At 35.5% G+C, this 22,764-nt stretch carries 25 protein-coding genes; 6 read left to right on the top strand and 19 right to left on the bottom strand.

The features are described from left to right. Window positions 1-231 precede the first annotated feature (231 nt). Together EJF36_RS08285 and EJF36_RS22170 are read left to right on the top strand one after the other, a co-directional pair. Window positions 232-366, top strand: a complete 135-nt coding sequence (locus EJF36_RS08285) for a transposase (RefSeq protein ID WP_125905863.1) — start codon at window positions 232-234, stop codon at window positions 364-366. A gap of 165 nt (window positions 367-531) precedes the next feature. Then, window positions 532-642 (top strand): hypothetical protein, encoded by a 111-nt coding sequence (locus EJF36_RS22170; RefSeq protein WP_125905862.1) that lies wholly within the window; start codon window positions 532-534, stop codon window positions 640-642. Between the two features lie 125 nt (window positions 643-767). On the opposite strand, the gene EJF36_RS08275 is transcribed toward EJF36_RS22170, so the two are convergent. The 5 genes from EJF36_RS08275 to EJF36_RS08255 all read right to left on the bottom strand — a co-directional run bounded on the left by EJF36_RS08275 (window position 768) and on the right by EJF36_RS08255 (window position 7,143). Beyond that, the gene (locus tag EJF36_RS08275) at window positions 768-1,430 is read right to left on the bottom strand and encodes a potassium channel family protein (protein WP_125905861.1); all 663 of its coding nucleotides are present in this window, start codon (window positions 1,428-1,430) and stop codon (window positions 768-770) included. Between the two features lie 390 nt (window positions 1,431-1,820). Then, window positions 1,821-3,641 (bottom strand): ABC transporter ATP-binding protein, encoded by a 1,821-nt coding sequence (locus EJF36_RS08270; RefSeq protein WP_125905860.1) that lies wholly within the window; start codon window positions 3,639-3,641, stop codon window positions 1,821-1,823. Window positions 3,642-3,652: 11 nt separating this feature from the next. Further along, window positions 3,653-5,404 (bottom strand): ABC transporter ATP-binding protein, encoded by a 1,752-nt coding sequence (locus tag EJF36_RS08265; protein WP_125905859.1) that lies wholly within the window; start codon window positions 5,402-5,404, stop codon window positions 3,653-3,655. Between the two features lie 644 nt (window positions 5,405-6,048). Then, window positions 6,049-6,504 carry a redoxin domain-containing protein gene (locus EJF36_RS08260; RefSeq protein WP_125905858.1) on the bottom strand — a complete coding sequence of 152 codons (456 nt, stop codon included), beginning with the start codon at window positions 6,502-6,504 and terminating at the stop codon, window positions 6,049-6,051. A gap of 96 nt (window positions 6,505-6,600) precedes the next feature. Further along, entirely contained in the window at window positions 6,601-7,143 is a 543-nt protein-coding gene (locus EJF36_RS08255) for a peroxiredoxin (protein WP_125905857.1), read from the bottom strand. A 391-nt stretch (window positions 7,144-7,534) separates the two neighbouring features. Between EJF36_RS08255 and EJF36_RS08250 the strand changes: the two genes are divergently transcribed. Next, window positions 7,535-8,383, top strand: a complete 849-nt coding sequence (locus tag EJF36_RS08250; RefSeq protein ID WP_125905856.1) for a mechanosensitive ion channel family protein — start codon at window positions 7,535-7,537, stop codon at window positions 8,381-8,383. A 60-nt stretch (window positions 8,384-8,443) separates the two neighbouring features. Here the strand turns inward: EJF36_RS08250 and EJF36_RS08245 are convergent, their stop codons facing one another. The 10 genes from EJF36_RS08245 to EJF36_RS08200 form a co-directional block, all read right to left on the bottom strand. Then, the gene (locus EJF36_RS08245) at window positions 8,444-8,686 is read right to left on the bottom strand and encodes a YkuS family protein (protein WP_125905855.1); all 243 of its coding nucleotides are present in this window, start codon (window positions 8,684-8,686) and stop codon (window positions 8,444-8,446) included. Window positions 8,687-8,783: 97 nt separating this feature from the next. Continuing rightward, the gene (locus EJF36_RS08240) at window positions 8,784-9,902 is read right to left on the bottom strand and encodes an N-acetyldiaminopimelate deacetylase (RefSeq protein WP_125905854.1); all 1,119 of its coding nucleotides are present in this window, start codon (window positions 9,900-9,902) and stop codon (window positions 8,784-8,786) included. 60 nt (window positions 9,903-9,962) lie between these two features. Then, entirely contained in the window at window positions 9,963-10,685 is a 723-nt protein-coding gene (gene dapD / locus EJF36_RS08235) for a 2,3,4,5-tetrahydropyridine-2,6-dicarboxylate N-acetyltransferase (RefSeq protein WP_125905853.1), read from the bottom strand. A 76-nt stretch (window positions 10,686-10,761) separates the two neighbouring features. Further along, window positions 10,762-11,637, bottom strand: a complete 876-nt coding sequence (locus EJF36_RS08230) for a LysR family transcriptional regulator (protein ID WP_125905852.1) — start codon at window positions 11,635-11,637, stop codon at window positions 10,762-10,764. A 68-nt stretch (window positions 11,638-11,705) separates the two neighbouring features. Then, window positions 11,706-13,229: an MDR family MFS transporter gene (locus EJF36_RS08225; protein ID WP_260471855.1), complete on the bottom strand. Its 1,524-nt coding sequence runs from the start codon at window positions 13,227-13,229 to the stop codon at window positions 11,706-11,708. Window positions 13,230-13,372: 143 nt separating this feature from the next. After that, the gene (cbpB, locus tag EJF36_RS08220; protein WP_125905851.1) at window positions 13,373-13,819 is read right to left on the bottom strand and encodes a cyclic-di-AMP-binding protein CbpB; all 447 of its coding nucleotides are present in this window, start codon (window positions 13,817-13,819) and stop codon (window positions 13,373-13,375) included. 128 nt (window positions 13,820-13,947) lie between these two features. Next, window positions 13,948-14,157: an antirepressor AbbA gene (gene abbA / locus EJF36_RS08215; RefSeq protein ID WP_125905850.1), complete on the bottom strand. Its 210-nt coding sequence runs from the start codon at window positions 14,155-14,157 to the stop codon at window positions 13,948-13,950. 60 nt (window positions 14,158-14,217) lie between these two features. Then, complete coding sequence (locus tag EJF36_RS08210) at window positions 14,218-14,739, bottom strand: ribonuclease H-like YkuK family protein (RefSeq protein WP_125905849.1); 522 nt, start codon at window positions 14,737-14,739, stop codon at window positions 14,218-14,220. Window positions 14,740-15,034: 295 nt separating this feature from the next. Beyond that, entirely contained in the window at window positions 15,035-15,424 is a 390-nt protein-coding gene (locus EJF36_RS08205) for a YueI family protein (RefSeq protein ID WP_125905848.1), read from the bottom strand. A gap of 17 nt (window positions 15,425-15,441) precedes the next feature. Next, window positions 15,442-15,681: a YkuJ family protein gene (locus tag EJF36_RS08200; protein ID WP_125905847.1), complete on the bottom strand. Its 240-nt coding sequence runs from the start codon at window positions 15,679-15,681 to the stop codon at window positions 15,442-15,444. Window positions 15,682-15,825: 144 nt separating this feature from the next. Here EJF36_RS08200 and EJF36_RS08195 point away from each other — a divergent pair, with 144 nt between their 5' ends. Further along, window positions 15,826-16,791 (top strand): MBL fold metallo-hydrolase, encoded by a 966-nt coding sequence (locus tag EJF36_RS08195; protein WP_125905846.1) that lies wholly within the window; start codon window positions 15,826-15,828, stop codon window positions 16,789-16,791. Window positions 16,792-17,254: 463 nt separating this feature from the next. Here EJF36_RS08195 and EJF36_RS08190 read toward each other — a convergent pair whose 3' ends face one another. From EJF36_RS08190 to EJF36_RS08180, 3 genes are all read right to left on the bottom strand, one after another. Further along, window positions 17,255-17,890: a DUF3993 domain-containing protein gene (locus EJF36_RS08190; RefSeq protein ID WP_125905845.1), complete on the bottom strand. Its 636-nt coding sequence runs from the start codon at window positions 17,888-17,890 to the stop codon at window positions 17,255-17,257. 548 nt (window positions 17,891-18,438) lie between these two features. Beyond that, window positions 18,439-18,672, bottom strand: a complete 234-nt coding sequence (locus EJF36_RS08185) for a hypothetical protein (protein WP_125905844.1) — start codon at window positions 18,670-18,672, stop codon at window positions 18,439-18,441. 64 nt (window positions 18,673-18,736) lie between these two features. After that, window positions 18,737-19,951 (bottom strand): EAL domain-containing protein, encoded by a 1,215-nt coding sequence (locus tag EJF36_RS08180; protein ID WP_125905843.1) that lies wholly within the window; start codon window positions 19,949-19,951, stop codon window positions 18,737-18,739. Between the two features lie 143 nt (window positions 19,952-20,094). Between EJF36_RS08180 and EJF36_RS08175 the strand changes: the two genes are divergently transcribed. Beyond that, window positions 20,095-20,499: an ATP-binding protein gene (locus tag EJF36_RS08175; protein ID WP_125905842.1), complete on the top strand. Its 405-nt coding sequence runs from the start codon at window positions 20,095-20,097 to the stop codon at window positions 20,497-20,499. Beyond that, a complete protein-coding gene (locus tag EJF36_RS08170) occupies window positions 20,474-22,024 on the top strand; it encodes an ATP-binding protein (protein ID WP_125905841.1) in 1,551 nt (516 codons plus the stop codon). Before EJF36_RS08175 ends, EJF36_RS08170 begins: the two co-directional genes overlap by 26 nt. 265 nt (window positions 22,025-22,289) lie before the next feature. Here the strand turns inward: EJF36_RS08170 and EJF36_RS08165 are convergent, their stop codons facing one another. After that, window positions 22,290-22,514: a hypothetical protein gene (locus EJF36_RS08165; protein WP_125905840.1), complete on the bottom strand. Its 225-nt coding sequence runs from the start codon at window positions 22,512-22,514 to the stop codon at window positions 22,290-22,292. Window positions 22,515-22,764 lie beyond the last annotated feature (250 nt).

The following is a 22,764-nucleotide window of genomic DNA, read 5'->3' as shown; positions in this document are numbered from 1 at the left end:
GAAGCTCGTCTTTCTTGATATAATGTAGTTACCACACCAACATTACGAAAGGACGAACTTCTTATGTATCAAGAGTATACACAAATCAACTAGTGCTACCAATGGATATTGCTATTCTCATTCCACAAAATCACTTATGTCACCTAATAGACCTGTCGGTTGATAAAATGAGTCCCTCTCTCTTTATCAACCTTCATCCTGGTGGGGGCCGTCCACCATATCCCCCCTCGTATGATGTTAAAAGTGATTCTGTTTGCATATGCGAACAAAATATATACCTCTCGTAAAATGGCAGACCAATTAACACAAAATATTTACTTTATGTGGCTTTCTGGCAATAAAGCAACCCTATTTCCGTACCAGTAACCGCTTCCGTTCGGAGCGCATGAAGGATATAATCTATGAGACGTTTGTTCTTTTCTATCATCAACCTATTACAAGAAGAAGGGCAAGTAAAATATCAACAGAGAAAGATAGATGTCGAGCCCGTCTTTGGTCAACTGATACAACAATAATTACTCACGTTTTCGAATGAACGGCCTGTCAAAAAATACAATAGACTTTGGCCTGCTTTGTGCTGCCCACAATTTGAGAAAATGGCACAAAATATCTAACCAAATAAAGGATAAAGAAGTGATATAGGTTAAGTAGGAGTAACGAAAGGTACTCTGAGACAAATTTTAATTGAGAAAATAGATATTTCCAGCATAAAAAAAAATTGTCCCAAAAGGGCAACTAATTATGACCTTTTGGAACAGTCTCTTTTTCTACACATTTATTAAGTGTTTTTCAAAACGATTTATATCCGTATCAGCCCCAATGACAATTAAAACATCGCCCTTTTGAATCACCTCAATTGCTTGTGGTGAAACAATAACTTCTTTACCACGTTTTATAGCCATAATATTTACACCGTATCTTGCTCGAATATCTAAATCAATTAAAGAGTGACCTATAACCTTTTCACTAGCTACAATTTCTACAATACTATGCTCATCAGATAACTCTAAATAATCAAGAACATTATTTGATATGATATTATGAGCAATTCGACGTCCCATATCACGTTCAGGATGGACGATTTGATCTGCACCAATTTTAGCTAGTACTTTTTCATGATAATCATTTGTTGCTTTTACAGTAATGTTTCTTACTCCAAGCTCTTTAAGAATCAGCGTCGTTAAAATACTAGCTTGTATGTTGTCTCCTATAGCCACAATGACATGATCGAAATTTCGAATCCCTAAGCTTTTTAAAACATTTTCATCTGTAGAATCTCCAACTACAGCATGCGATGCAATTGAAGAATACTCGTTTACTTTATCAGCATCAAGGTCCAATGCGAGAACTTCGAGGCCTTCTTCACTTAATTCCCTACATATACTGCCTCCAAATCGCCCTAAGCCAATGACTGCAAATTCTTTTTTCACAATTATTCCTCCAAATATATGCTAGCTACGGCAATAATTGTATCACACATTATTTAAGTAATAAACATAGGAAAACGTGATGCGCCGCATTTCAAGCTAAGGATGGCGCCGTCCTAATGCAACGCCTCAAACCTTCACATCCTGTTAGAGGCGTGTCACTGAACAACACAACAAGCGTATCGCTTTAGCATTGCTTTATTACGCGGTCTTAGTCGTCCGAGCAAACCATATAAAAGGAAATACAAAGCGTGGTAGTTTTGACTTATCGTAAGAAATTTTATCGTTCGGGCATTGAAATAGACTATATTCTACGTGTCTGGTTGTATGCTTTTGTATTATATAATTGCACAAAAAACAAGGCTAACATTACGTTAACCTTGTTTTTTATCATCATCCTACCTCAAGCATTTTAAATTGAGATTTAACTAATTCGTAATACTTACCTCTTTGTTCCATCAATCCATTATGATTACCTTGTTCAAGCATTGATCCATTTTCCAAAACAAAAATATGGTCTGCATCTCGTATTGTTGATAACCTATGTGCAATAATTATTGCTGTTCTATCTTTAAGAAGGCGCTTTAAAGCATTCTGAATAATAATTTCAGTTTCGGTGTCAATACTTGCAGTTGCTTCATCTAGAATAATAATCCGAGGATCCGCTAATAACGCACGCGCAAAGGACAACAACTGACGTTGACCAACAGAAAGTACATTGCCTCGCTCTTCTACTTCTGTTTGATAGCCATTAGGCAGATTTTCTATAAACGGATGAGCACCTACAGCTTTTGCCGCTTCAATAACTGCCTCATCAGTAGCTTCTGGATTTCCAAAACGAATATTTTCCATGATTGTACCAGAGAAAATAAACGTATCTTGTAGCACAAAGCTGATTTGATTACGTATACTTTTCAGCGTAACATCTCTTAAATCATGACCATCTATTTGTACTGAGCCAGCTGTAGGATCATAAAAGCGACTTATTAAATTAGCTATAGTTGACTTACCAGATCCGGTGTGTCCTACTAATGCAACTGTTTGCCCTGCCCCAATGGTAAATGAAATAGTTTTCAACGCTTGACGTTTATTATCATATGAAAATTCAACATCTTTAAATTCTATTTGACCTTTCATGTTTGCAAGTGGCATCGCATTTTGTTTTTCTCCTACAATCGGCTCTTCATCTAAAAACTCAAATATCCGCTCTGAGGAAGCCATGGCAATTAATAGTTGATTGTATATTTGCCCTAATCGCGAAATAGGCTCCCAAAACATTCCTAAATAAAATGCAAAAGAAACAAATTCACCTACAGATAAACTATTACCTGAAATCAAATGTGTACCATACCATAATAAAATCGCTGTACCAATAGCATTTGACATTTCAACAAATGGTCTAAACATGGCATTTTTTTGTGAAGCATCTCGCCAACTTTCAAAATTCTCAGTATTCACTCCATCAAAAAACTTCATATTTTCTTGCTCTTGAGTATATGATTGCGTGACTCGAATTCCTTGAATACTCTCATTTAAATGGGAATTGAGCTTAGATTGTTTAATTCTTACCTTCTGCCACGACTTACGAATATGTTTTCGTAAACTAGTAGAAATAAAGAACATTATAGGCAAAATAATCATAATTGCCAAAGTTAGTGGCGGACTTATGATAAAAAGAATAACAAAAATCCCCACAAGTAATATAATGTCCATTAATAAATTAATAACACCGTTCGTAAACAGCTCCTGCAAAGAGTTAATATCATTCATAATACGAACTAATATACTACCAGCTGAACGACTATCAAAAAAACGATGAGATAATGTTTGAACATGCTGAAAAAGGTGTTTCCTTAAATCATATATGACTCCTTGACCTAACAGATTCATCCAACGAATTCTTAGAAAGTTAGCCACGTATGATAAAAGATACAATACACCTATGCTAGCAACAATCCAAAACAAAACTGACATATTCTTCTGTGCGATAGCTTTATCAATTGCATAAATACCAATTAATATTGGCACAAATAATCGAACAGCTGTAGAAATAATAACTGCTATGAACGAAAGTGGCAATAAACTCTTTGAATAGGGCTTAACATAAGATAATAAGCGCATCATCTGAGTCCAGTTAAACGGTTTATCAATCGCTTGATCAGTAGAATATTGAAATCTTTCTTTTATTTTACTTGTCTTTTTGTCTTTTTCCATAACAGTTTCTGTCACCTCGCTTCGGCTTCAATTAAACCTTTATCTTTGTATTGAATGTCGTAGATACGTTGATAAGGGCCATTATTTGTTAGTAATTGCTCATGCGTACCTCTTTCTGCGATAACGCCCTCCTCTAAAACAAGGATTTCATCTGCATGCTTTAACGAAGAAATGCGATGCGCAATAATGAAAGTAGTCCGCCCCTTCATTACTTCCTTAAGGGCATTTTGAATCTTAAACTCTGTTTCCATATCAACTGCGCTTGTTGCATCGTCTAAAATTAGAATGCTTGGATTCACACAAATAGCCCGAGCAATGGCTATACGTTGCTTTTGACCTCCCGATAACCCTAATCCTCTTTCCCCCAGCATCGTGTCGTATTGATCTGGCAATTCCATAATAAACTCGTGTGCTTGTGCTCTTTTTGCTGCATCAATAATTTCTTCCATTGATGCGTCAGGTCTACCGTATGAAATATTCGCCCGAATTGAAGAAGAAAATAGAAATGACTCTTGCAAAACAAAGCCAATATTTTTTCGAAGAGTCTTTAAAGAATATTCTTTTACATCAATGCCATCAATTAATACACTACCTTTAGCAGGTTCATAAAAACGAGTAATTAATTGCGTTACACTCGTTTTTCCCGAACCTGTTGAACCAATCAGCCCAATAACGGCACCAGGGTTGGCATCAAAGCTTATGTTTTCTAATGCAGCATTATTATCCTCAGCATACTGCAACGTTACATCATTAAACTGTACATGGCCATTGAGTCTATTTACATCAATGGAATCTTCCTTATTTGTTATATCTTCCTTCGCTTCAAGAATTTCTAGTAATCTTTCACCAGATGCTTTAGATTGAGAGAATAAATTAATAACAAAACCTAAATTTACTAATGGCCAGATAATATACCAAACAAGACTAAAAAACGCTACTAGTTCTCCTGGTTTTACCTCACCTTGAATAACTAAGTATCCTCCATATGAGAGGAGTGCAACAACACATAAATTACCGATGAACTCCATAAGCGGAAAAAACTTAGCCCAAACGTTTGAGGTAAAGATATATTTTTCCTTATAGTCATTATTTGAGTTATTAAATTTATTAATCTCAAAATCTTCTCTTGATAAAGATTTCACTGTATTTATTCCGCTTAAATTTTCTTGTACATTTGTATTCAATTTCCCAAAAGACTTTCTAATCCCGCGAAAAGCAGGATGCACTTGTTTTTCGAATTTCCATGTCACTATTATTAAGAAAGGCATCGCTAACATTGTTACGATAGTTAATGGCACAGAATAATAAAACATAACGCCTAATGAAATAAAAATAATTAAAGTAAATCGAATAAGCTCCGAAAACCCGAATGATAAGAAAAAACGAAAGCCTTCTACATCAGCAGTGAGCCTTGACATTAAATCTCCAGTTTTCGCATTATCATAATAACGAAATGGTAGGTATTGCAACTTTTCATATAGTGAATTACGTAATTTATATACAGACGTAATTCCAAACAAATCTCCTAAGTATTGATTGAAGTATGTTGCGATACCTTTTATCGCCATTACTAAAATAAAGCCTATTGCAAGATATGGTACATACTCATATTGTTCAGCAAGCACTACTTCATCAATTGTAAACTGCAATACAATAGGATAAACAACAGTAATGAGTGTGACAAAAAGTAAAGAAAATAACGACCAATAAAAATAATGACGATATGGCCAATAAAATTCCTTTAATTTTTTGAACGTATCCACATAACTCCCCCCTTAAACGTGTATATATTTAATAAAAAAATACGTATATATAAATATATCGAATTCCGAAATATTTTTCCACTAATTTACTAACTTTTTTTTAGAAGTTGCTAAAAACCACATAGCATTTGAAGCTCTATCTTATCTATAAAGCTTAGATTGTCAGTTCAGAACCGCTAAGTAGTATGTAAAAAAGATTCTTAAGCGTCAACAACGTAAAGCGCTTGCCCTCTAATTAAGCTCCAACCCTTATTTTTCATTAACGACCTCTTATAAATACCAGTTTAAAGGCAGAATGATCGTTGTCATATATAACAAAACACGGAACTATCGGTTAATAAACTGTTAATGTGCATAAGTTGCTATCCATGAAGAGATCGCAAACATTTTGTTCATTAACTTACAAGGTAACAGCAGCGCTGACGTATAGGCTTTGTACTACTGAACTACATTAAATCAGCTTGAATATTCCTCATTATAGCTTTCTCATAGAGGTCCATCGTCACTAAGTAGGCTTTCAGACTTAGGCGGCTTATGACCTAGAAAAATGATGTCTCTTCAAATCTTTTACTTATGTAAAGCGTAGACGTTTTTTTCATAGCAAAAAAGATCGAACAATAAATTCGACCTTTTAAATTACTTTGTTATTCTGTTTTATTCATTTCATCTAAAACGCGGTTAACACGTTTTTCAAGCATCCTCATACCACTTCCACCAGCTTGAAAGTGTCGAAGCTGCCCTGTGTTGTCAAACACATAATATGCAGGTACATATTGATTTTCAAATTCGTTCGTTAACTTGTGATCGTTGTCAACATAGATAGGTTGTGTTATGTCATGGTCTTTTGCTACTTTTTCTATTTCGGTTATATCTAAATCTTTTTCTGAACGAGGCATATGAACAGCCATAACATTTAGCTGATTTTTATAGTTATCACGGAATTGATTCACTTGAGGCATAGCTTCCTTACACAAGTGACAGCTTATTGACCAAAAATGTATAAGTGTTGGTTTTTCTCCTATTAGTTGGTCACGCGTTAATTCTCTATTTAACCAAGTTGTTGCACCTGTGAGTTCAGGTATTGGTTCACGTAGTTTCATGACAACATTCACCCTTTCCATAAATTACGTATAGGCTTTTTAAAAAAGAGCCTAACAACTTGTTAAACCCCTTTATTTAGTATAGTTAGCATGTAATTATAAAGTATTTTGTCCTGGCTTCCAGTTAGCAGGACATAAGCCACCCGTTTGTAATGCTTGAAGAACACGTAATGTTTCATCGACATCACGTCCAATGTTGTTATGGAATATTACTTGATATTGAAGTTCACCATCAGGATTAACAATGAATAGTCCACGCAAAGCTACACCTTCTTCTTCAATTAAAACTCCATAGTCTCGAGAAATCTGATGAGTTAAATCTGCAGCAAGTGGGTACTTAATACCTCCTAAACCATTCTTATCACGCGGTGTGTCAATCCATGCTTTGTGAGAGAACTTTGAGTCCGTAGATACACCAATAACCTCAGCGTCTAAGTCCTCAAATTCATCATAGCGATCAGAAATGGCGGTAATTTCTGTAGGACAAACGAAAGTGAAGTCTAGCGGATAAAAAAACAGGACAGTCCACTTATCATTTTTCATATTTTCCTCTAAGCTAACTTTACCAAATTCCCCATTTGCTAACACAGCTTCCATTTCAAAACGTGGAGCTTGCTTCCCTACCATACGCTCTGCCATATGTATTTCCCTCCATAAAAATGATTAAGATCTTTACTTATGTATAATCCCCCTGAAACTCAGTTTTCACTATAATAAAGGGGCTATTTTCAAAAAAAATGGAAGTGAAACTCTATAAATATTGACTAAGACCTAGTTATAAACCTTTAATTGTATATCCAGGCTATGAAATATTTAAACGTATCTTTTGAGAAAATATTAAATGTATGCTACCGTATTTATTAGGAAGAATAAATCTAGCTAATTTTAACAGGACTACTAGTATTAAGTTTAACACGAACAAGTTGAGGGTACAAAAATACCATGGTTAAAACACTTTCTATCTAGAAAAAACAACAATTTGTTTACATTTTTTATTAATAGTCTACCAACACAGAAAGGGTCGAAACAGATGGATATTCAACAACAAATACTAAATTTTGATTATTATGCGTTATTAACTAAGGCAGGATTATTGTTACTTAAACTAATAATATTTTACATTGTTTTCCTAATAGTTAAATCTATTGGTAGTAAACTTATAACACGTTTGTTTGACAGGCTAGCTGAAAAACGAGATATGGCACCTGGTAGAACTAAAACACTTCACAAGCTTGTTAACAACATCTTTCAATATACATTAATTTTCTTATTTTTTGTGACAGTTTTAGAAATGTTCGGTATTAAAATGACTGCCATTTTAGCAGGAGCTGGAATTGTCGGACTAGCCATTGGATTTGGAGCACAAGGTCTAGTTAGTGATGTAGTGACAGGATTCTTCATATTAATTGAAAAACAATTTGAAGTTGATGATTATGTCACATTAGCAAGCTTCTCAGGTATCGTAGAAGAAGTAGGCTTACGCACAACACAAATTAGAGGTTTTGATGGTACGTTACACTATGTACCGAATAGGCAAATAGCTAGTCTCTCCAATCACTCTCGTGGTAATATGCGTGCCCTTGTTGATATTGGTATAGCGTATGATGAAAATATTGACCACGCTATTGAAGTTTTACAAAATACATGTGATGAAATAGCTAAAAATGAACCAGCTCTTAAAGAGGGACCAAATGTTATTGGTGTACAAACACTAGGGGCTTCAGATGTTGTTATCCGTATTATTGCTAAAACGGAAAATATGCAACAATGGGCGGTTGAAAGGAAATTACGCAAAGCCCTTAAAGAAGCACTTGATAAGAATGGAATAGAAATCCCATTTCCACACCAAGTATATGTCGAAAAGTCACAACAACAATAAAAATTAAAATAAAAAACCGGGAGCTCCCGGTTTTTTATTTTTTACTATCCTTTAGTTTCATTAGCGTAAACGTGTTTCTACTGCTTGACAAACTTCATCTGCAGACAAACCGTTTGCTTCGATAACAGAGCCAGCTGTAACTGTGTTAGCGATACCCATAATGTTTGAATCTAGTCCTGTTACCACACAACAGTCACAACCTTTAGCGTCATCCTCACCTTTTAAAGCTACTACGTTATAACCTTTCTGACGTAATGCTTCTTGTACATTTGTTAATGAACCTTCTACACCAATAGTTTGCATATGTAAAAACACCTCCCTATCTATTAATTTGTCTAATAAAGCATTACTTTATTCGAACAAACTGAAATAGATAGAAACTTTTACTTATTAATTAATGTTATGAAGCAATAGTATTAAAATAACGAACCAATAAGTTTATTGCAACAGGAATGGCTTCTTCATCCGGATTTAGTTGCGCATGATGTAAACCTTGTGGTGAGTTAACACCTAACCAAAACATGAAACCTGGTATTTCTTTTAACATATATCCAAAATCTTCTCCTGTCATAGATTCGGAACATTCAATAACATTAACTAAATCGTTTGCAAAGTTCATAAAATGGCGTGAAAGCTCTTCATCATTATACACTTGGTAATATGAAGATCCATAATCAATTGTTGCTTTACATGAAAATCCTACTTCTATTCCTTTTGTTAATTCTTCAATCCTTCTTTTTATAAGTACCATGGAAGTAGGTGTGAGCGTACGAATAGTACCTTCAAGCCTCGCCTTTTCTGCGATGATATTCTGTACTGTCCCACTTGTTAATTTTCCTACTGTAACAACTCCACTGTCTAAAGGATCAATGTTTCTTGCTACAACGGATTGTAGTTGCGTTACTAAATAGCTTGCAGCAACTACCATATCATTTGTGCGATGTGGATAGGCAGCATGGCCCCCTTTTCCTTCTAAATCAATGAATAATTCAGATGTATTTGCAAATAACAATCCTTCTCGTAAAGCTATAGTTCCAACCGGATATTCAGGAGCTATATGTAAAGCAAATACAAAATCGGGACGCCAATTTTGCATTATGTCTGATTTCAACATTGGCTCTGCTCCACCCGGCCCTTCTTCTGCTGGCTGAAAAATAAACAATAAATCCTCTTTAACAGGATGATGAACAAAATGGGTTAATATGCCTAAGGCAATCGTCATATGAAAGTCATGACCACACGCATGCATAAAGCCATCATGCGTAGATGAAAATTCTAAGTTCGTAGCTTCTGTAATGGGCAATCCGTCGATGTCGCAACGATATCCTATCATGCGTGTTGGATCGGTACCATTGACTTTTACAAATATACCTGTTTTCCATGTTTTCACATTTATCCTTTGACTTGGTAAAGAAGCTAAAAAGTTGAGTAAATATTGTTGAGTTTTGTACTCTTGAAAACCAACTTCTGGTATTTTATGTAAAGCACGTCTTATAGCAATGTAATCAAATTGATCCACAAGTATCTTCCTTTCGCACCTATATAACAAGAGCGCGGAGGATATCCACGCTCTCACATCTTACTCTTCGTTTAATTGACGGAGTTCTTTTTTAATTTCCGTTTTAGACTTAGTTTTCTCATCAATTTTCTTAATAACGCGCGCTGGTGTACCAGCCACTACAGTATAAGCTGGCACATCTTCAATAACAATTGCGCCAGCAGCTACAACAGCTCCTTTACCAACTGTCACACCTTCTAATATTACAGCATTTGCGCCAATAACAACATCGTCTTCAACTATTACAGGCTTTGCAGATGGCGGCTCGATTACTCCAGCTAAAACAGACCCCGCACCGATATGACAGTTCTTACCTACCGTCGCACGACCACCAAGAACTACATTCATATCAATCATAGTACCTTCGCCGATTACAGAGCCTATATTAATGGAAGCTCCCATCATAATTACCGCGTTGTCACCAATTTCAACTTGATCACGAATAATGGCACCTGGCTCAATACGTGCTTTAATATTCTTCATATCAAGCATTGGAATAGCTGAGTTTCGACGGTCATTCTCAACAACATAGTCTTCGATAGCACCTTTGTTATTGTCAAGTGCTACCTTTACGTCCTTCCACTCACCAAATACTACAGCAGACTCACTACCAAATGTAAAAACTTTAGCGTCGTCTCCAAAGTTAATCCCTGTTACATTTCCTTTTACATACACCTTTACCGGTGTTTTTTTAACGCTATTTTGTATAAAAGATATAATTTCATTTGCATCCATCATATTCATATGTATTCCTCCTTCATGATCATTTCAAAATGGTCTACAATTTATTACTGTACCAGACGAAAGTCTATGTGACAAGTTATTCGTTTGTAGAAGCCGCCCTTACTATGTCTATAAATGCTTGTACTTGTTTTAGCTGCATCGTTGATTCATAACCAATAACCCAAGTATCCCTACACATTGGCATTCCATATTCATCTAGTAATGGAATCTTATTTATTTGAATATCTGATTCGTCCAGAATCACTGATGGTAATATAGCATACCCAATACCATGAAATGTCATCTGTTTACATGTTTCAATTTGATCCACAACAATCGTTCGTTTCGGAGCTGTCTGAAACTGTCGATGCCACCAATTTTGGATTTCCTGATAATATGACGAGTCACTCTTGAATTGAATAAACGGACGCTCTGTCTTTAGTACGTCGTTAAAGTTTGTTATTTCAGTATCGACTAGATACAACTTGTCAGTTAAAATGTGCTCCTTAAATCCTTTCCAATCCGTTTGCCCTCTAATAATACCCAAATGCACAGTGTCATCGTACACACTCTGCACCATTTCACTGCTCCATCCAGTCAACAAAGATACACGAGCATGTGGATATGCTTGTACATATGTCTTTAATATTTTAGGTAACCAATTTTGCCCAATAATGCTTGCAACCGCTAGTCGTAAAGTACCGTATATCTCCTTATCAATAAACTGAAGCTCTTCTCTTAACTTAGCTTCTTGCTCAATCATATTTCGGGCATATAGCACTATACGTTCACCAGCAGGTGTAAGTGTTAAACCTTTTTGGGATCTTAAGAAAATTTGACATCCCCATGATTTTTCTATTGATTGAAGACGTTGACTAAGGGCAGGCTGAGAAACAAATAACCGTTCAGCAGCCTTTCTCATATTCATTTCATTAGCAAGCACTACTAGCATTTCCATTTCAGACAATTGCATCGCATCACCACCTTACCAAATTTGTCTCAGAAGTCTTCCCATATCTTAAATAAAATTATAAGTAACAATTAGGATGTTCGAGTTTGCTTTAATTGATTTGATTGATTGTCACTCTCTTCAGATTTTGGTAATAAAAATATTACAACCATACTAACCAGTGCAAATATCCCTACTACAACATACACATTATGTAATGCAATCGATAGTCCTTCTTGTAGCAATTGTTTTAGTTCAATTGGTAAAGCAGATCTTCTTTGCGCATCTAACAACACAGTAGTTGCATCAAGGTTTAAATTAGCTGAGTTCACCTCGTTGCTTGATGCAATATGTTGATATAAACGAGAATTTAAAATACCACCTAGCAAAGCAGCTCCAATAGTACTTCCGATTGTTCTCATGAACATAAAAGATGCGGTTGCTACACCTCTTCTTTGCCAGCTGACAGCTGTTTGAATGGAAACAATAAAGGCAGTAGTTGTAAGACCCATTCCTACTCCAATAAAAAAGGAGCCAACCGCGGCAATAACAGGTCCTGCTTCTGCTGTTAATGTAACAAAGATTGAGCTTCCTATTAATAAACCTAATCCGCCTAGAACTGCCGTCTTACGATATCCAATTTTCAGAAGCATTTGTCCAGCAAAGGTTGCAGCGATAGGCCAGCCTATTGACATTGTTGTTAACGTAAATCCAGCCACTATTGGTGTTCGTTCCATTACACCTTGCACAAATGCTGGTAAAAAGCTCGATATCCCAATTAACATAGCGCCTGTAGTTAAGGCGGTTATGTTAGCAATTACAATTGACCGATTGTTCCATATGTCTAACGGAAGCATTGGTTCATATGCACGCTTCTCTTGGAAGAAAAACAAAACGGTAGCTGTAAGACAAACAATAGAAAGAGTAATAATTTGCCAAGATGTCCATTCATAATGGACACCACCTTCTACTAAAACAAACATAAGTGTACTTATAGAAATAAGTAATAAAACAGCTCCCTGATAGTCAATAATATGCTTTTTCTTTGTAATATCCTCATGAAGAAATAGTACAATGCCCATTATAGCAAGTATACCTAGAGGGATGTTAATCCAAAACACATAATGCCAGCTTAAGTATTCAACTATTAATCCTCCAAGAGCTGGACCAGTTATAGCTGATATCCCCCAAACGCTTGATAAATATCCTTGTATTTTGGCTCGTTCTTCTTTTGTATATATATCACCTACGATAGTAGATGCAATTGGCATAACTGCACCAGCACCTGCTCCCTGCAAAAAACGAAAAGCAATTAACATTTCCATAGATGTTGCAAATCCGCATAATATAGAGCCTAACATAAAAATAATGATTCCAAATACAATAATAGGTTTTCTTCCAAATAGGTCTGACAACTTTCCATAGATTAATACCGTAACGGCATTCATTAATAAATAAGCAGAAAACACCCAACTATAAAGCGAAAAATCTTCTAAATCCGCTGCAATTGCTGGCATAGCCGTTGACACAATAGTTGCTTCTATTGCAGCTAAAAACATAGCAAGAATAACTGAGGCTAACACTAGAGGACGGTTTGTTTTTAAGCTATTCTTCAAATCATTGCTCCCCCTATTATTTTGTTCATGTAAAAACACTATGTATAAAAAAACACTCAAATATAAAACAGAGGCCGTTCAATTGCCCCCCATACGCGTCCTCAGACAGAATGGTTTTGCATTTACTTTGAACAGCCTTGTTCTTAATCTTTATTCAGTTGGCGTAAATGACGATTCAGCTGCTTTAAAATCGCCCGTCTTGTTAGAATACCCTCAAAATATCCTTGCTCATTTTCTACACAAATAAAAGGATGGTTGACAGTTAAGTCTAGCCCTTTCAGTAACTTATCTTTGAGTTGTAATCTTGGTATTTCTTTGTTCATCACATCTTCAACCTTCATGACGTCCAATTTTTCATACTCGATTCGCTCTAAGCCAAGTATTGAATCTAGTATCATATTGGTACTTATGAGCCCACGCAACATAAATTTCATATCTAATACAGGGATAGCTGTATACCCTGTCTTTATCAGAACTAATAATGCATGGTTTAAGTTGTTACCTATTTGCACATGAGCAACTTTTTCAGAAGGTATTAGTAGATGCTCAATTCTTGCTTGAGAAAATTGATTGCTATCAAGGCTTAACATGATGCATTCCCCTAACTTTTCATAAACTTTACGGTTTCAATTGTAACATAAAAAAGGTGAATCCGTATGTTTACATTTTCTGTACGGCAAAAAAACTGACCTTAAGTTGGTCAGTTCAGTAATAAAGATTAAAATACTTCTTCACAAAGTCGGTAGTACAAAGATGACAATTGCTTTACCTTTAGCTCGTCTAATTGTTTTCTTTCACATTCCATATCAGAAATTTCTGCACTAACAATATCGATAGCAACCTTTTGATTGAACAAACATTCTAGTAATAGTTCACGTTCATCATTCGTCAGTCTAGACCATACAGCTTTTTCATTAATGGAATTCATAAAGTTTCCCCCTCCTATTTGAACTTATGCGCTTGTGTCATGCCATATTCTAAGGAGGGCTTACTTTGTATAGCGATTGGCATAACTAGTCGCAGCATAAGAATCAGGCTTAATTTTAGTTGCAAATCCCATAGCGGCAATCCGTCCAGTCATATCATGAATTAAATCTTTTGTTGCACCTTTATTGCCAATATCCAAATGAACCTCAAAGCTTAAATCTGCACCTTCATGAGCATATTGTAATAAAATATCAGTGATGTCTTCTAAATAATCGTCAGACAACAAGCATGCTAACTCTTGACTTAATGCCGTTTCTAGAGTTATTTTTTCACGCAAACTCGTAATCGGACGAGTTACTGTAAAGTTTTTCAAACAGCCCCAAGCACCTTTCCCTACCCTATGAATATGCAGGGCACTAATGAATCTAGTTTCTGTAGCGTGAACTTGAGAATCTGTTCCTACTGAAATAACATAATGACAGCGAGGATCCATTTTAATAAATTGTTTCATTCTGGCAACAACCGTTTCTAACGACATATGACCTTCCGAAACATTATAAAACGCTATATCTTGCTCGTTCATTATGTCCTCCTTTTTTTATACATTCTTATCCCATTATATGTACAAAAATACAAATATGGTGTCAAAATTTATGTATAAAGTCAGGACAGGCAAGCAATAGAATGATACGAACAAACATCATCTTACATTAGAGCTCTCTTTTAGCCTTTACTTGTATGTATATCGGATTGTTTGTAGCGACATTCTTTGCAAGTATATATAACATTTTGATTGGATTGCGCTGTAAGAACTTGCTCTAAATAAGCTGAATCTCCGCAGGAGGGACATATAACTTTTGGTGAAACTCTTGTCATAATCACTTCAGCCCCCTTTGAAATTTCTCATCATCAATTAAAATTTCACTCTTGTCTATAGCATAATCAACAGCTAAAACCAGGCCAATGTCAGTGTGAGTGGATACATCATTAACGATTGTAATTGGTACCCCCATTCCTTGGGCCAGCTTTACATATTTAGACAAGTATGTATAATTTAATTCTCCATCAACATAAAGGTGAGCCTTTGAGTAATGCTTCATTTCCTTTACAATAGGCTCGTATATTCGGGCATTTCTAACCTGCTTATCTGATAATGCTAGGATTATTCGCTCGCGAAAAACGGTTAAGTATTCTTGTCTCTCAGCACGCCTTAATTCTGGTGTGCCTTGTAATCCACGGTCTAAATATTCCTCAACATTTTCCTTCATGCTTCCACCTACTTATATTAGTTCAATAAATCGTAAATCTCTATCGCAATCATGTCAATATTGTCAAATTGATATGATTTTGGCTTTTCGCCATCTTTGTAAATTTCAAGTTGGAACGTATTTGAATGTTGGTGAAATGACACGCTGCACATACGAACGCCATCCCTTTCAAAAAAACGTTGTGGTGCATCACCATTGATTGTACCTTGTTCTTGCATGTTTTGTAATCTGTTAATAATACCTAGTAACTGTGACATATTTATTAATTAACCCCTTTCCACACACTCTCATTTAAAAGTTTACTACTATATAGGATTTTTTATCCAAACAACAATAATTCTGAATCTTTAAAACGTGTGATACAATAATAAGGCATACATACTAAACAAGGAGGTCTTAGCATGTTACTTTCACCGCAAAGATTAACGGATGATATTTTCTTAATTGATGCATATGACTTAAAGCGTGTTGGCCGCACGGGATCCTATGTTATCAAAGATGATAAGATCACACTTATTGAGACATCTGCTAGCCCCTCGGTCCCATACATATTAGAAGGCCTGAAGCAGCTAAATGTAAATCCCGAGGATATTTCTTATATTATTGTAACACATATTCACTTAGATCACGCAGGTGGTTGCGGCTTATTGTTAGATCATTGCCCTAATGCCAAAGTGATCGTTCATCCAAAAGGGGCAAGACATTTGATCGACCCTTCCAAGCTTATAGCAGGGGCCAAGATGGTATATGGTAAAGAGTTTGAAAAGCTCTTTTCACCTATTATACCAATTCAAGAGGGGCAAATCATAGTCATGCATGATAAAGATACTTTAAATATTGGAACTAGAAATTTGATCTTCTTAGATACCCCAGGACATGCGAATCATCATTTTAGCATGTATGACCCTAAAAGCAAAGGAATTTTCACAGGAGATACAGTAGGAATTTTTTATCACGAAACTCAAGCAGATAATATAAGGCTATACTTGCCATCTACTTCACCAAATCAATTCAACCCTGAAGTGATGATGCATTCCATCGACAAACTAGCTGACTTGGAACCTTCTCGTATCTATTTCGGCCATTTTGGTATGACTGAGGATGTTGAAGAGACCTTTTCACAAGTAAAGAGTTGGATCCCTAAATTTGTCGAAACTGCCACTTCAACTCTTGCTACTTGCTACGACAAACCACTTTCAGATCAAATTATAGCCATCAAAAACCAATTGTTACATACAGTAAAGGAATATAGTGAGGTTGGGAAACTCCCACAAGCACACCCTATCTTTGAAATTTTATCCTTAGATTTACAAGTATGTGCGATGGGGTTAATTGATTATCTAAAGAAAAAAGAAATGCAAGCATAAATTATTATTGCAAAACAACTTGTTCATTAAACCATATTATCAAAAACGCTTTCCATCGCAAAAATCGTACCATTTAGAAGGATCTGTTATTCTATTTTCTTATTGATGGTGTTAGCTTCTTTAAAGATTAGGCTGTGTTAAAGGTGAATGTTGATTTTTTGTTTAATTTTGATTGCAGCGGAATGCACGCTAGAAGACGAAAGACTAAGAGCGCCACATCCTGTGGCAACGTCTTTCTGACCTGTATCGTGCGAGCCTTAGCGAGAAATAGTGGCAGTCGTGAGAGACCCCGTAAGGCAAAGCCTGAGGCCGACAACAACGCGCCGTCCTGGCGCATTGTCGGCACTAGCCGGATGTACTGTGCGTCGGAGGCTCACGGCCACCCCGCGGAAAGCGAGTGCAATGGAGCGAAAATCAACACCGAAGTCTAACAGAGCGAGAGATAAATAAAACAATACGATATTTACTTTTTTTCTATTGAAAATCCTGCTAATGCTATACTAATGGAGTCGATTGTAGCTTGAGCATGTCTCTTTACTTCTGTAATATGTATATCTGTTTGTTGTGAAGTTTGATCCACTATTACAGTTCTCATTTCATTTTTTTCTAATAATAGTGGGTCACTTTTTGTTGAGAATTGATTAGAAATAAGCCAGCCTGTTTTAGAGAGCTGTATAACTGTAACAGTAAATTGGTCTTCAAACCAATACGGACTATCATCTTCATAAGTAAACCACTCGTATACATATATTTCACTTTGACTTTCGTTCCATTGCACTTTTGTCCTGTCATCATAAGAAAAAAACGGGATAAATGTAGCAGATACATCTGTCCCATACACGATGTAACCTTCATCTTCTTCATAAACATGATCAGCTGTAAATTCAGTGATATACTCTTCAGTAAAGTAACTAGATAAGGTAGCATTAACATCATCTAAGCTGTGAAAATCTGTTGCCAAAGTAAGTTGAGCTGCAGATGCCTCTTGTAGAAAATTAAAAACGTCATCATTTGAAATGGTATTATTCGCCAACGCTTGTCCTATTGATAACAATAAAAATATCAGAATAATCATTGTAATAATTGATGTTTTTTTCATAACTTTTCCTCCAGCCTCATTAATGTATCCATATTGTATCAACGATTTAAGGCGTGTGTCGGGACAATCGTTCGCAAAATAGTGTCACTATTATTCATAAACTGACGTTAACTTATATAAAATGACATAAGTAGAGTGGTAGCACCAGTTTATTTATGTTATATCTTAATCCATAAGAAGTTCGTACTTTCGGTAATGTGTGTGGTAACTACATTATATTAAGAAAGACGTGCTTCTTATTTTTTTATGTTTATTTTTAATCATCTGAATATACAATGTTTCGTACATTGCTGATTGTAGCGGAATGCGCGCGACTCCTCGAAAATGCTATGGCATTTTCTTCGTGCGGTGTAAGCCCGAAGAAGCCTAATCAACGTCCTGCAGGAATATTGACAGAGTGCAGTATAAAGGCGAGAAGGATCACGGCCACCCCGCCGAATGCGCGCGCAATGGAGCGAAATCACAACACTATTAGAATACACTTTTATCTTTACTTTAAAGTTCTACATACAAAATGCCCCAAAACGTAAGTTTTGGGACACCTTCTTTTACTTTGATAAACTCATATAGGAAATATAAATAAACATTAGCACAGCTAACAAAATGTACGTTAAGAAAATGGGGTTACGGACGGCTGCATGATTACGAACCTTCTCTCCTACTGCCGTATCCAGGTTAGTTTCTTGTCGTTCTTGTGTACCACCAATCCGATATGTCATTACAAGTCCAAAACCTAGGATAATAATACCAATGACAGCTAATATCATGGTTACATAACCCACATGCACCACCTCCTGCTACCTGTAGTCTTTCACATGCAGAGCAAACTATTCAGGTTTGGATAAACTACAAGTGTACATTCAAATCATAAAGATACTCATACTTCAAATCCACAAATAAAAATTGGTTGTCTTGTAACGGAAACGAAAACGTGCGTATCGTAACTGCTTTATCGATATCATTATATAGGTCGGATAATAATCCTTTATTATTTAGCCTCATTCGAATAATATTCTCCAAAAAATACGGACGCCAGCTCCAATTTTTTTGATATGCATCTAATTTCATTTCCCAAAAATCATCATATTTTTCTACATTAGCTGATAATTGAAATCCATCTTCATTACACACATATAGACGAAAGCTAATATCTTGTAATTCTTTTGCAATCTCTAGTAGCCAATCATTGATTGGTAAATCTTTCTTTATTTTAGAAACTACAGCTTGAGTCCTTTCGTTTAATAAATCCCTCAGTTCATACAACGCTTTTATCCTATTTTTTTCAAAAACAATAAACTGATGACATTCTTCTCTTAATCGTTCTTTTAGAATATCGACCTCAACCAATTGCCTTGTAGGCTTATGTAAGTAATATCCTTGATAATACCGACCACCATTACGCCATGCATAATGTAATTGATAGGATGCCTCTATATCTTCATATAAAATTGTGGCACCAACACGTCTTGCTAACAACGAAAATGAATATAACACATCCTCATAAGTATCAAGTTGCGTTTGTAAGCGTAATTTTTGGAGGTCTATTCTAATAATATTTGGAGATAAACGTCCTACAGTTTGAAGATTACTTGTTTTTCTTCCAATATCATCTACCGCAATCTTCAACCCGTATGTTTTGTAGTACTGAAGGAGGTGACTCAGCTGCTCAACATCTCCAGAAAAATCATCCATAGATATTTCAATAACAATATTAGTTAACCTTAGACCTTTAATCTCATATTTCTTCAACAGTTGTAAAGTTGATTCACCTTGGCCTTGCATTAACAAATTAGGATTACGATTAATAAATAAAATTAAATTGCCATCTACTTTAATCATGTCTGACAATGCCATCTCTAAAACAGTATCATCTATTTCAATTCTATATTCCTCAGGAACAGATGAATCAAAAAACAAGCTCCCAATAGGAAGATCCTGTTGGTCACCTTTAAAATACGCTAACAACTCATACCCTACTACACGATGCTCATCCGAGCTAAAAACTGCTTGATAATATGGTGTAAGCATATGTATATTTGATAAAATTTCAAGTGGATCCATTGAAATTAACCTCCCACATGTTTTTTCTATTTTAACACAGCTCGTTTTTTTGACGTAGTAGTTAAAATGGGATTAAACCATTTTACAATCCCCTCCATCTTACGTATAATTTACATGTGGAAAATTGTGGGGGATACCAGCTTATGTACAATGTTCAAATCAATCGAGAAGATGATATCTTAATAGCTTTATCTACAGCTAGAAAACTAATTAAGATGCACCAGCTTTACTTTACAAAAGTTGACGAACAAAAAATTCTCGTATCTATATCCGAGTTAACCCGTAATATCCTAGCTCATTCTAGAAGCAACGGACTATTTACTTGTGAATTTATTTCTTCGCCTAATAATGGTATTAAGATTACAGTAACTGACAATGGGGTCGGTATACCGAATATTGACGCGATTTTAGCTGGCCAAATCAATAAGAATTCATCGGGGTTAGGTCTTGGTTTATTAGGTGTAAAGCGTTTGATGGACTCGTTTAATATTCAAACAAAAAACAAAGGAGGGACAAGAATCATTGTCACAAAATGGGGATCACAGTGATGTATATAATAAAATACGTGTCAGTCAACTTGCTTCAATTGGACAAATTGCCGCTGGTATTGCGCATGAAGTACGGAATCCTTTAACGACTGTCAAAGGCTTTTTGCAGTTAGTAAAAGAAACGAACGAAGATAACTACTTAGATATTGCATTACAAGAGCTTGACACCGCTCTTTTGACAATGAATAACATGCTTCAAGTATCTAAAGCCGATCAAAAAACGGAATCCTATACAACTATAAATATGTGCAGTGAACTTGAATCAGTTCTAGCTCTCTTTCAAAACGAGATTTATCGTGTCACCATACATACATATTTTTATGATAAACAGATAAAAGTTTTGGGTCAACGCAATGCGTTGAAGAAAGCATTCTTTAATTTAATTAAAAATGCTTTTGAAGCCATACCTGATAAAGGCAGCATTACTATATCCCACGAAAAACAAGAAGATTTGCTATTAATTACTATTCAAGATACTGGTGTAGGCATTCCTAAAGACAAGCTTAATATACTAGGAACTCCTTTTTTTACAACAAAGGATAATGGCACTGGTATGGGACTAACACAGGTGTTTTCAACTTTACATAATCACGGTGCGCGTGTTGATGTACATAGCGATCTTTCTCAAGGTACAACTTTCAAAATATATTTTCCAATACGAGAACAAAACACACTAGGGGTGAACCAATTGACTGATTTAAGTTACGAAAACAATCAAACCTTTTTTGATTTTATCTCGTCTAATACAGAAATCTTCGACAAAACTATTAAAGATAGAACAAAATCGCTACTTGAAAGAGTAGAAGACTCTCCTTTTAATGAAGATCAATTATTTGAAGCAGCACATACCATTTTGTCGCACTTAGAAGCTGATGCTGAGCATGAATTAATTACTATCGCTAAAAACTTCGGTGAAGCTTGGGGTAAAAGTGATTTACCGTCGATTATTAGTCTAGATTGGTTTCATAGTTTACGAGAAGTATATTCTGATTTCCTATATAATTTCTTTCGTTTACAAGAGCAATTTGATATTGAGCAGATTATCTCCCTAACCAAAAAAACGAATTACTATTTGGACTTATTTGTGCGTCACTACCATTTCAGCTACACAAATTACAAAAACTCTGTCTTAATATCTCAAAGAGAAATGATAGAAGAGCTTTCTGTTCCTATTATTCCCCTAGCCAATTCAATTGGCATTTTACCAATTGTTGGGACTATGGACACTTTTCGTGCAAAAAGACTTCAAGAAAAAACATTACGAGAAATTGAAACCGCAAAGTTTCAAAAAATAATTATTGATTTATCTGGCGTAGCGTATATGGACACTGCAGTTGTTTCTCACCTTTTTAGAATCATTGAAGGGTTTAAATTGTTAGGATGCGAAACCATTGTAACTGGTATTCGCTCTGAAATAGCTAACACCATGATTGAGCTAGGTATTATTTTAAGTGACAAAGTACAGATAAAGGCTGATTTACAGCAGTCCCTACAGGAACTTAATATAATCGGGAATACAATATAACTAAAAACATTAACACCCACTTAGCAGAGACAAATATTCGAAGGTAAAAAAGTGAAATTGCAGTTTGTGCTTTAACTGGAGAGTTTTATATTTGTCTCTTGATCTATGAAACATATCATATATAAAGCTAGATACAGGAAATGTTCCTGTTACGTTCAAACCTAAACGAAATGTACGTTCTCATTCGAGAAGTCTCTGCTATATACTTTTATAGTATCGACAAAAGGCTGTTATGCAAAGTGCATAACAGCCTTTTCGTTAGTCTCTAGTCAATCCTTTGAGTGTCTAAATCTTCCATTTTCTCTTGAAGCCAAAGTTTGATATCTGTTGTAATAGCAAATACTAAAAAGAAATTCATGGCCCATACACCGACAAAGTTTTGGATACTTCCAAAATCCACACCGCCAACATTTTTGATTTTCATAACGATAAAGGTTTCTAACACCATAAGTACAAATGATGCGATAAACGCAATCGCTGTACGAACCATTACCCATCCCCCGCTTTTGTTGTATGCTTTTTAGTTATTGTTTTCTGAATATTTAATACATTATCACAAAATAGACACAAATTCAAGTAAAGCGATTCTTGACAAGCTGAAATCAAAGTTTTCAAAAAGTTCACAACTTTTTTAACGATATGTGACATTGTTCTCCCATTACTTTTCATTTACTTCACAAATGATATTATTAAGTCAAGAAGTACTTCTCATTATCAAGCTAACAAAGGTTAGCACAGGA

The sequence above is a fragment of the Bacillus sp. HMF5848 genome (genome assembly GCF_003944835.1).
Taxonomy (GTDB): domain Bacteria; phylum Bacillota; class Bacilli; order Bacillales; family HMF5848; genus HMF5848.
Note: the sequence above shows the minus strand (reverse complement) of the source record. Positions and strands in the feature narration are given on the sequence as shown.

Bases quoted from the DNA above. Each gene is read 5' to 3' on its own strand.
- EJF36_RS08285 (WP_125905863.1), top strand. From the start codon at position 232: ATGATGTTAAAAGTGATTCTGTTTGCATATGCGAACAAAATATATACC.
- EJF36_RS22170 (WP_125905862.1), top strand. From the start codon at position 532: ATGAACGGCCTGTCAAAAAATACAATAGACTTTGGCCTGCTTTGTGCT.
- EJF36_RS08270 (WP_125905860.1), bottom strand. From the start codon at position 3,641: ATGGAAAAAGACAAAAAGACAAGTAAAATAAAAGAAAGATTTCAATAT.
- EJF36_RS08260 (WP_125905858.1), bottom strand. From the start codon at position 6,504: ATGAAACTACGTGAACCAATACCTGAACTCACAGGTGCAACAACTTGG.
- EJF36_RS08255 (WP_125905857.1), bottom strand. From the start codon at position 7,143: ATGGCAGAGCGTATGGTAGGGAAGCAAGCTCCACGTTTTGAAATGGAA.
- EJF36_RS08250 (WP_125905856.1), top strand. From the start codon at position 7,535: ATGGATATTCAACAACAAATACTAAATTTTGATTATTATGCGTTATTA.
- EJF36_RS08245 (WP_125905855.1), bottom strand. From the start codon at position 8,686: ATGCAAACTATTGGTGTAGAAGGTTCATTAACAAATGTACAAGAAGCA.
- dapD (WP_125905853.1), bottom strand. From the start codon at position 10,685: ATGAATATGATGGATGCAAATGAAATTATATCTTTTATACAAAATAGC.
- EJF36_RS08230 (WP_125905852.1), bottom strand. From the start codon at position 11,637: ATGCAATTGTCTGAAATGGAAATGCTAGTAGTGCTTGCTAATGAAATG.
- cbpB (WP_125905851.1), bottom strand. From the start codon at position 13,819: ATGTTAAGCCTTGATAGCAATCAATTTTCTCAAGCAAGAATTGAGCAT.
- abbA (WP_125905850.1), bottom strand. From the start codon at position 14,157: ATGAATTCCATTAATGAAAAAGCTGTATGGTCTAGACTGACGAATGAT.
- EJF36_RS08210 (WP_125905849.1), bottom strand. From the start codon at position 14,739: ATGAACGAGCAAGATATAGCGTTTTATAATGTTTCGGAAGGTCATATG.
- EJF36_RS08205 (WP_125905848.1), bottom strand. From the start codon at position 15,424: ATGAAGGAAAATGTTGAGGAATATTTAGACCGTGGATTACAAGGCACA.
- EJF36_RS08200 (WP_125905847.1), bottom strand. From the start codon at position 15,681: ATGTCACAGTTACTAGGTATTATTAACAGATTACAAAACATGCAAGAA.
- EJF36_RS08195 (WP_125905846.1), top strand. From the start codon at position 15,826: ATGTTACTTTCACCGCAAAGATTAACGGATGATATTTTCTTAATTGAT.
- EJF36_RS08190 (WP_125905845.1), bottom strand. From the start codon at position 17,890: ATGAAAAAAACATCAATTATTACAATGATTATTCTGATATTTTTATTG.
- EJF36_RS08180 (WP_125905843.1), bottom strand. From the start codon at position 19,951: ATGGATCCACTTGAAATTTTATCAAATATACATATGCTTACACCATAT.
- EJF36_RS08175 (WP_125905842.1), top strand. From the start codon at position 20,095: ATGTACAATGTTCAAATCAATCGAGAAGATGATATCTTAATAGCTTTA.
- EJF36_RS08165 (WP_125905840.1), bottom strand. From the start codon at position 22,514: ATGGTTCGTACAGCGATTGCGTTTATCGCATCATTTGTACTTATGGTG.